Genomic DNA, 8462 nt, shown 5'->3' with positions numbered 1-8462 from the left:
GAAGGGAGCCAAGGCGTGATCGAGACGGTCGGTGTCCTCGGTGGCGGAGCATGGGGCACGGCGCTGGCGCTGGTGGCGCAGCGCGCCGGGCGCAAGGTCCGGCTGTGGGCGCGCGACCATGACACCGTCGCCGCGATCGACGAGAGCCACGAGAATCCCCGCTATCTTCCCGGCATCAGGCTCGACCATATTCCGGCGACCGGCAATATCGGCGCGGCATTGCGCGCCGACGCGGTGCTGCTCGCGGTGCCGGCGCAGGCCGTGCGCGCCGTCGCCACCATCGCCGCCCCCTACATCGCCGAGGGCCATCCGCTGGTGATCTGCGCCAAGGGGCTGGAGCGCGGCAGCGCCAAGCGGATGACCGAGGTGGTCGCCGAGGTGGCGCCGGGCGCGGCGGTGGCCGTGCTTTCCGGCCCGAGCTTCGCGACCGACGTGGCCAAGGGGCTGCCGACGGCGGTCACCATCGCCGCCATGGAGGAGGACCTCGCGCTGGCGCTCTGCCACGCCCTCGGCAGCGCGACCTTCCGCCCCTATGCCGAGACCGACCTTGCCGGCGTCGAGATCGGCGGCGCGGTGAAGAACGTGCTGGCGATCGCCGCCGGCGTCGTCTCGGGACGCGGCCTTGGCGCATCGGCGCTCGCGGCGCTCACCGCACGCGGCTTCGCCGAGCTCCGCCGTCTCGGCGCCGCGCTCGGCGCGAGGCCCGAAACCCTGATGGGGCTTTCCGGTCTCGGCGACCTGGTGCTGACCTCCTCCAGCACCCAGTCGCGGAACTTCGCCTATGGCCACAGGCTCGGCGAAGGCATGGCGCTCGACGCGCCGCACCCTCTGGTCGAGGGCATCGAGACCGCGTCGGTAACCCGGACGCTCGCCCGCCGCCACCGGGTCGACATGCCGATCGTCGACGCGGTGGTCGGCATCCTGTCGGCGAAGCTGACCATCGACGCGGCGATCGAAAGCCTGATGTCGCGACCGCTGAAGCGCGAGGCGGGGTAGTTGCGGGAAGCGCTCGACCGGCTGGTCGCCGGCTGGGCCCTCATCATCGACGCGCCCCCGATCGAGACCTTTGCCGGGCTGGTGGTCTTCGTCCATCGCCATGGCAAGCCGGCGGTGCTCAAGATCCATGGTCCACGGAGCGACGAGCAGCGCTCGGCCGACGTGCTGGCGCATTATGCCGGCAACGGGGCGGTGCGCCTGCTGGAGCGCGACCCGGCCGGGCTGTTGATCGAGCGCGCGACTCCGGGAACGGAACCCACCAGCCTGGTCCGCGCCGGCGAAGACGACCGCGCGACGGAAGTCATCGCCGACACCATCGCTGCCCTACACGCCGCGCCGGGGCCGGTCGCGGGACTGCCGACGGTCGGGGACCTCGGCCGGGGCTTCGAGCGATACCGGCAAGGCAACGGCGACCTGCGGCTCGACCCGTCGCTCGTCGCCCGCGCCGAAGGCTTCTACGCCGACCTCGCCGCGAGCCAGGCGGACCCGGTGGTGCTCCACGGCGACCTCCACCATTACAACATCCTCCGCGACGCGAGCCGCGGCTGGCTGGCGATCGATCCCAAGGGCATCACCGGCGAGCCGGCTTACGAGGTCGGCGCCAGCCTGCGCAATCCGATCGAGGACCCGGCGCTGTTCGCCCGGCCGGCGATCATCGCCCGGCGCATTGCCATCCACGCCGAACGGCTCGGCCACGATCCGCAACGGATGACCGCCTGGTGCTTCGCGCAAGCCGTACTGTCCGCCCTCTGGGCGATCGAGGACGGCACCGACCCGGCGGCCGGGATCGCCTGCGCCGAGGCGGCCCTTCCGCTCCTTTCCGCAACGTCGTAAACAGGATTCGTCGATAGCGGGAGCGAAAATCATGGCCTACTGGCTGTTCAAGTCCGAGCCCGAGACCTGGTCCTGGGACGATCAGGTGAAGAAGGGGAAGCGCGGCCAGGAGTGGGACGGCGTCCGCAACTACACCGCCCGCAACAACATGCGGGCGATGAAGAAGGGCGACCAGGGCTTCTTCTATCACTCGGGCGGCGAGCGGCAGATCGTCGGCATCGTCGAGGTGGTCAAGGAGGCACATCCCGATTCCACCGACGACACCGGCAAGTTCGACTGCGTCGACATCGCCGCGGTGAAACCGCTGGCGACGCCGGTGACGCTGGCCGACGTCAAGGCCGACAAGGCCCTCGCCGAGATGGCGCTGGTCAAGCTCTCCCGCCTTTCGGTGCAGCCGGTGACCGAGTCCGAATGGAAACGGGTCCGCAAGATGGGCGGGGTTTAGACAGGTAAGCTGTCGCGAGCGTCGGCGACCGTCCCCTTCCGCCATTTCAAGGGCCACGCCGATACTGCTCGCCTTGTCTATTGACCTCAGCGTGGCTGGATTTCCGGGTCCCCGCTTTCGCGGGGACGAGCGGTTGGAGGCTCGGATGCGCCTCCTCTCCCGGAGGGGAGAGGAGGCGGCGCCCCGGCCGACGCGCCGGCAAATCCCGCCTCGCCGGTAAACCCAATATTATCGATAGCGGCCGGCCGGTGTTTGACACCCTTCGCCGCGCCACCCTAGGCTGTCCGTCAAAGCGGCGGAGTTGAAGGGTGGCGAATTTTCCGACACCGATCGGTATCGACCGCATGCTGCTCGATATCGCGCAAGGAATCGGCGGAGCGGCGAAGACGCTGCCCGAGGCGTCGCGCTCGGCGGTCGGCGCCGTCGCCCTGAAGCGCGCCACGGTGCAGATCGACTTCGAGCTGTCGAGCGGCGCCGTCCGCGAGGACAATCTCGCCGGCCTCGGCGTCAAGACCTTCCTCTTCGGCTTCGGCACCTCATCGGAGACGCGGGCCGACCTTGCCACGAACCGCGGCCGCATCGAGCTCGAGATCGTCTCGATCCTCGATCCCGAGGCGACGGCCGGCGACGACACCGGCGCGAATGGCAAGGTCGACCACCTGCCGGCGGGCCGCGACCGGGCGGAGCTCCGCGCCGCGATCGGCCTGCTGCAGGCGGAGGTCGCCGGGCTCGCGATCCCGGACGCCGACCGCGACCGGCTGACGACGATGCTGAAGGAGGCGTCGAGCTTCCTCGCCCATGACGAGCTCGATCGCGCGGCGGCCGTCATCCGCGGGGTCGAGCGCGACCTCCAGGCGCTGGCCGGACCGCGGGGCGCCAACGACACCTGACCGAGGAAAGCCGCCATGCCGGAGATCGAGACCACGCCGGGGGACTTCCTGGACGACTACGTCAAGCCGATGGCCGATGCGGTCGGCGCCGGAGGCATTCCCTATTCGACCTTCCGCGCCGCGGTCTCCGCGGTGATCGACCTCGACGAGGAGATCTCCTTCGCCATTCCAAACCCGTTTCCCGCCCCATCCGACGGCGGCGGCGGGACGGCGGCGCCGGCTCCCGCGCTCCAGCCGATCGACCCGACCGCGGTGATGAAGAGCATCGCCAGAGCGATGCGCGAGGCGGAGAAGCTGCTCAACACCGAGAACCTGGCGATCGGCGGCGCCTCGGCCGACGTGACGCTGGTCGTCGATATCGGCGGCATCGCCGGAGCGACCACCACCTTCCGCATCAATGTCGGACCGACACCCAGTCCGTGACCACCAGAGAGGGACAAGACCATGGCCTTGAGCACCGCAATCTCCGTCGCCTCCTTCTCCGTCGTGATGACGGAGACCTTCGGCGCCGTCACCGCCTCGACCCTGGTGCCGGCGACCTTCCTCGCCCTGCTCCGCGCCGCGAAGAAAGGGACCGCCAACGCCAATGAAAGCGCCGACGCCCTGATCAAGGAGATGATGGGCGTCAACCAGGCGCTGAACGCGGTCAAGGCCGGCGTCGAATCGATCGACGAGATCGACCTGCTGGTGCCGAAGACCGCCAAGATCCACGGCGAGTTCGAATTCGAGGCGTCGGAATCCTACTCCGGCAATGTCGTGATCGGCGGGCTGGTCAACGTCGTCGCCGTCGCCGCCGGCTATTCGGCCCTCTACGAGACGAGCTCGCGCAACAAGATCACCCTCGACGTCGAATTCGCGGCGGTCAACTACACGCTGAGCTGATCCGAGCGGGCCTTGCCGGCTGCAAAGCGACGGCCCGCCGGCCCCGACCAGCCGCTCCGGCCGTTCGCCTGCATGCGATGTGTCGGACATTGCCGGGTCCGTGCTATCCTGACGGGGCGCACTCTTCCTCGCGGAACGGCTTTGGGAGTGACCGATGAATGATGCAGGCGGGCCCTTGAACGCATTCGCGGAGCGCTACCACGCGACGCTGGTGCCGGTGATCTTCCAGCCATGGGCAAGGGAGCTGCTTCGCCGCCTGCCGCCGCGGGACGGAGACCACATCCTCGACCTCGCCTGCGGCACCGGCGTGGTGACCGCGGAGATCGCGGCCTCGGGCGTCTCGCCGGCCAGCCTGACCGGCGCCGACTATAACGCCGGCATGCTGTCGGTGGCCGGCAAGCGGGCGGCGGAAGCCGGCATCAGGGCGAAGTGGGTGGAGGCGGATGCCGGCGACCTGCCCTTCCCCGACGGCCGCTTCGACCGCGCCTATTGCCAGCAGGCGTTCCAGTTCTTTCCCGACCGGCCGGGCGCGCTGCGTGAATTGCGCCGGGTCATGGCGGAGGGCGGAGAGGTGGCCTTCTGCGTCCAGCGGGAAATCGACGTCAATCCGATGCTCAAGGCCCAGGCCGAGACCCTCGACAAGCATGTCGGCCCGGAGGCCAGCGCCGCGGTCCGCGCCATCTGCGGCCTGCCGGATGGAGAGGAAATCCGCGCGCTGTTCGAGGATGCCGGCTTCGAGGATATCGTGGTGGAGAGCGTCGGCCTGATGCTTCACCACCCCGACGCCAGGGCCTATGCGGCCGGCGCGATGGGCGGGATGCATACCGGGGACAAGCTCTCGCGGCTGTCCGACGCCGAGCGGCGGCAATGCATCGACGACTTCCTCACCGGGCTCGGCGACTGCTTCGACGGGGTCGCCATGACCTTCCCGCACGTTTCCAACGTCATCACCGCCCGGGCCTGAGCGCGCGCCGGAGATATCGCAACCGTCGGCAGCGATCGTCCCGGCGCGAGGCCCCGGATTCAAGGGATTGATTCCGGATCATCCGACACTAGATTGCGGGGCTCCGCCATTTAGAGGAATTCCAGGATGCAAGCCAAGTCGATCAGCCGCCGCAAGCTGCTTCAGATGATGGGAACGACGGGAGCGACCGCCCTCGGCCTGCCGGTTCTTGCCATCGCGACCGCAAAGGCCGTCGATAACCTGAAGCCCGGCGACTACACTTGGCATCCCGAGAAATCGCCGAGCGGACCGGTGGCGATCATCGTCTCGCTTCCCGAACAGCGCGTCTATGTCTACCGCAACGGCATCGAGATCGCGGTCTCGACCTGCTCGACCGGCAAGCCCGGGCACTCGACCCCGACCGGTGTCTTCACCATCCTCCAGAAGGACAAGCATCACCACTCGTCGACCTACAACAACGCGCCGATGCCCAACATGAACCGGCTGACCTGGTCGGGCATCGCGCTGCATGCCGGCAAGCTGCCGGGCTATCCCGCCTCGCATGGCTGCGTGAGGCTGCCGCTGGCGTTTTCGGAAAAGCTGTTCACCGTCACCCATCTCGGCACGCCGGTGATCATCGCCAATGCCCATTCGGCGCCCGCCGATGTCGTCCATCCCGGCCAGGTCCTCTCAGCGGATGCCAGGGGCGAGTTCGCCCACGTCGCCGACACCAAGGCGAAAACCCCGCCTGCCGCGCATCCCGTCGCACAGGTCGCGGCCGCCTCGGAGGTTCCCGACCCGGAAATCGATCCCCGCGACAACATCGACGCACCGTCCGGGCCGGCGGTCGTTCCGGTTCCGGCGACGGCGATCCTCGTCTCGAGCGCCGACCAGCGGATCATGGTGCTCGACAATGGCGAGATCGTCGCCGAGGGCAGCGCGACGATCACCGAACCGGCGACGCCGCTCGGTCACCACGTCTTCGTCCTCTCCGATGTCAACGACACCGACAGCCAGCTCCACTGGCATACCTTCGGCTTCAGTCATGAGATCGGCGCCGATGTCGACGCGGCCGACCTCGCGACGATCCAGCGTATCCGCGGCGAGCACGCGGTGATCGAGGCGATCCGCACCCGGATGCATCCGGGCACGATCATGGTCACCGTCGACCAGCCGCTCCATGAGGACACGCGCACCGCCCAGGACTTCGTCGTGATGACGACCGAGGCCAGCTAGGGCCGGCCTCCGACACGCGGCCCCTCCCCCGGCCCGGGTTGGCTCAACGACCTCGTCAGTGACGCCGGGCATTTCGTCGGGCCCGGCCCCGGCGGAATCAACGCCCGGCGCGGATCGCGCGCCGGAACCTTCCGGCGGCCCGGTCGCGGCGATCGCCCGCCGCGACAACGCGATTCATATGCCGGGCTTGCATCCGGCGCGCCGGGCGGGCTTATTCTGAGCAACCTTGATGCTGCGGCGCCCGATCGGCGCCGGCGGAGACGAACGGGAGGGAAAGAATGACCGAAACCGTGCACCCGGTCGCGGCCGAATGGGCCGAGCACGCCTTTGTCAATCGCGCCCGGTACGACGAGATGTACCGGCGCTCGGTCAGCGATCCGGACGGCTTCTGGGCCGAACAGGCCGAACGGCTCGACTGGATCAAGCCCTTCACCAAGGTGAAGAACACCTCCTTCGATACGCCGAATGTCTCGATCAAGTGGTTCGAGGACGGCGAGCTCAACGTCGCCGCCAATTGCATCGACCGCCACCTCGCGACGCGCGGCGACCAGACCGCCATCCTCTGGGAGCCGGACGATCCGGCAACGCCCGGCCGCACCATCACCTATCGCGAGCTGCACGAAAATGTCTGCAAGCTCGCCAATGTCCTGAAGTCGCACGGCGTCAGGAAGGGCGACCGGGTGACGATCTACATGCCGATGATCCCCGAGGTCGCCTTCGCGATGCTCGCCTGCGCCCGGATCGGGGCAGTGCATTCGGTGGTCTTCGCCGGCTTCTCGGCCGAGGCGCTGGCCGGCCGCATCGAGGACTGCCGCTCAAGCTACGTGATCACCGCCGACGAGGGCCGCCGCGGCGGCCGTACCGTGCCGCTCAAGGCCAATACCGACGAGGCGATCACCATCGCCGAGGGCGAAGGCGCCAAGGTCGAGCACGTCATCGTCGTCCAGCATACCGGCGGCGACGTCGCCATGCGGGAGGGACGCGACGTCTGGTATCACGAGGTGATCGCCGATGCCGCGGCCGACTGCCCGCCGGAGCCGATGAACGCCGAGGACCCGCTCTTCATCCTCTACACCTCCGGCTCGACCGGCAAGCCGAAGGGCGTGCTCCACACCACCGGCGGCTACCTGGTCTATGCCTCGCTGACCCACCAGCTCGTCTTCGACTATCACGACGGCGACATCTACTGGTGCGCCGCCGACGTCGGCTGGGTGACCGGCCACAGCTACATCGTCTACGGTCCGCTGGCCAATGGCGCGCTGACGGTGATGTTCGAGGGCGTGCCGACCTGGCCGACGCCGTCCCGCATCTGGGAGGTCGTCGACAAGCACAAGATCAAGATCCTCTACACGGCACCGACCGCGCTCCGGGCGCTGATGGGGGCCGGCGACGACCACGTCAAGAAGACCTCGCGCGCCTCCCTCCGGCTGCTCGGCTCGGTTGGCGAGCCGATCAATCCGGAAGCATGGGAGTGGTACTACCGGGTGGTCGGCGAGAGCCGTTGCCCGATTGTCGATACCTGGTGGCAGACCGAGACCGGCGGCATCATGATCACGCCGCTGCCCGGCGCGACGCCGCTGAAGGCGGGTTCGGCGACCTGGCCCTTCTTCGGGATCAAGCCGGCGCTGGTCGACGCCGACGGCAAGTTCATCGAGGGCGCCGGCTCCGGCAACCTGGTGATCACCGACTCCTGGCCCGGCCAGATGCGCACCGTCTATGGCGACCACGAGCGCTTCGTGCAGACGTATTTCTCGGCCTATGCCGGCCTCTATTTCACCGGCGACGGCTGCCGCCGCGACGAGGACGGCTATTACTGGATCACCGGCCGGGTCGACGACGTGATCAACGTCTCCGGCCACCGCATGGGCACGGCGGAAGTCGAATCGGCGCTGGTCGCCCATCCCAAGGTGTCGGAGGCGGCGGTGGTCGGCTATCCGCACGACATCAAGGGCCAGGGCATCTATGCCTATGTGACGCTGATGGTCGGCGAGGAACCGAGCGACGCGCTGCAGAACGAGTTGAAGCAGTGGGTCCGCAAGGAGATCGGCCCGATCGCCCAGCCGGACCTGATCCATTTCGCGCCCGGATTGCCGAAGACCCGCTCCGGCAAGATCATGCGCCGGATCCTGCGCAAGGTCGCCGCCAACGAGTTCGATACCCTCGGCGATACCTCGACCCTGGCCGACCCGGCCGTGGTCGACGACCTCGTCGAGCATCGCAAGACCCGGACGTGACG

At 68.5% G+C, this 8462-nt stretch carries 9 protein-coding genes; all 9 read left to right on the top strand.

The features are described from left to right. Positions 1–15 precede the first annotated feature (15 nt). The 9 genes from KDJ86_RS06455 to acs all read left to right on the top strand — a co-directional run bounded on the left by KDJ86_RS06455 (position 16) and on the right by acs (position 8460). Positions 16–996: an NAD(P)H-dependent glycerol-3-phosphate dehydrogenase gene (locus tag KDJ86_RS06455; protein ID WP_291744118.1), complete on the top strand. Its 981-nt coding sequence runs from the start codon at positions 16–18 to the stop codon at positions 994–996. Beyond that, on the top strand, positions 997–1830 hold the full coding sequence (locus tag KDJ86_RS06450) for an aminoglycoside phosphotransferase family protein (RefSeq protein ID WP_291744116.1): 834 nt from the start codon (positions 997–999) through the stop codon (positions 1828–1830). Between the two features lie 31 nt (positions 1831–1861). After that, on the top strand, positions 1862–2275 hold the full coding sequence (locus tag KDJ86_RS06445; protein WP_291744113.1) for an EVE domain-containing protein: 414 nt from the start codon (positions 1862–1864) through the stop codon (positions 2273–2275). A gap of 308 nt (positions 2276–2583) precedes the next feature. Continuing rightward, a complete protein-coding gene (locus KDJ86_RS06440) occupies positions 2584–3165 on the top strand; it encodes a hypothetical protein (protein ID WP_291744112.1) in 582 nt (193 codons plus the stop codon). A gap of 15 nt (positions 3166–3180) precedes the next feature. Continuing rightward, a complete protein-coding gene (locus KDJ86_RS06435; RefSeq protein WP_291744110.1) occupies positions 3181–3588 on the top strand; it encodes a hypothetical protein in 408 nt (135 codons plus the stop codon). Positions 3589–3609: 21 nt separating this feature from the next. Then, positions 3610–4047 carry a hypothetical protein gene (locus KDJ86_RS06430; protein ID WP_291744108.1) on the top strand — a complete coding sequence of 146 codons (438 nt, stop codon included), beginning with the start codon at positions 3610–3612 and terminating at the stop codon, positions 4045–4047. A 175-nt stretch (positions 4048–4222) separates the two neighbouring features. After that, the gene (locus tag KDJ86_RS06425) at positions 4223–5011 is read left to right on the top strand and encodes a class I SAM-dependent methyltransferase (RefSeq protein ID WP_291744106.1); all 789 of its coding nucleotides are present in this window, start codon (positions 4223–4225) and stop codon (positions 5009–5011) included. A 126-nt stretch (positions 5012–5137) separates the two neighbouring features. Next, positions 5138–6226 carry a L,D-transpeptidase gene (locus tag KDJ86_RS06420; protein ID WP_291744104.1) on the top strand — a complete coding sequence of 363 codons (1089 nt, stop codon included), beginning with the start codon at positions 5138–5140 and terminating at the stop codon, positions 6224–6226. 278 nt (positions 6227–6504) lie between these two features. Next, positions 6505–8460 (top strand): acetate--CoA ligase, encoded by a 1956-nt coding sequence (acs, locus tag KDJ86_RS06415; protein WP_291744102.1) that lies wholly within the window; start codon positions 6505–6507, stop codon positions 8458–8460. The last annotated feature ends 2 nt before the right edge of the window (positions 8461–8462 follow it).

It is taken from the genome of Bauldia sp. (assembly GCF_020442045.1).
Lineage (GTDB): Bacteria > Pseudomonadota > Alphaproteobacteria > Rhizobiales > Kaistiaceae > Bauldia.
This window is presented reverse-complemented; position numbering and strand designations above follow the sequence as displayed.

Bases quoted from the DNA above. Each gene is read 5' to 3' on its own strand.
- KDJ86_RS06445 (WP_291744113.1), top strand. From the start codon at position 1,862: ATGGCCTACTGGCTGTTCAAGTCCGAGCCCGAGACCTGGTCCTGGGAC.
- KDJ86_RS06435 (WP_291744110.1), top strand. From the start codon at position 3,181: ATGCCGGAGATCGAGACCACGCCGGGGGACTTCCTGGACGACTACGTC.
- KDJ86_RS06430 (WP_291744108.1), top strand. From the start codon at position 3,610: ATGGCCTTGAGCACCGCAATCTCCGTCGCCTCCTTCTCCGTCGTGATG.
- KDJ86_RS06420 (WP_291744104.1), top strand. From the start codon at position 5,138: ATGCAAGCCAAGTCGATCAGCCGCCGCAAGCTGCTTCAGATGATGGGA.
- acs (WP_291744102.1), top strand. From the start codon at position 6,505: ATGACCGAAACCGTGCACCCGGTCGCGGCCGAATGGGCCGAGCACGCC.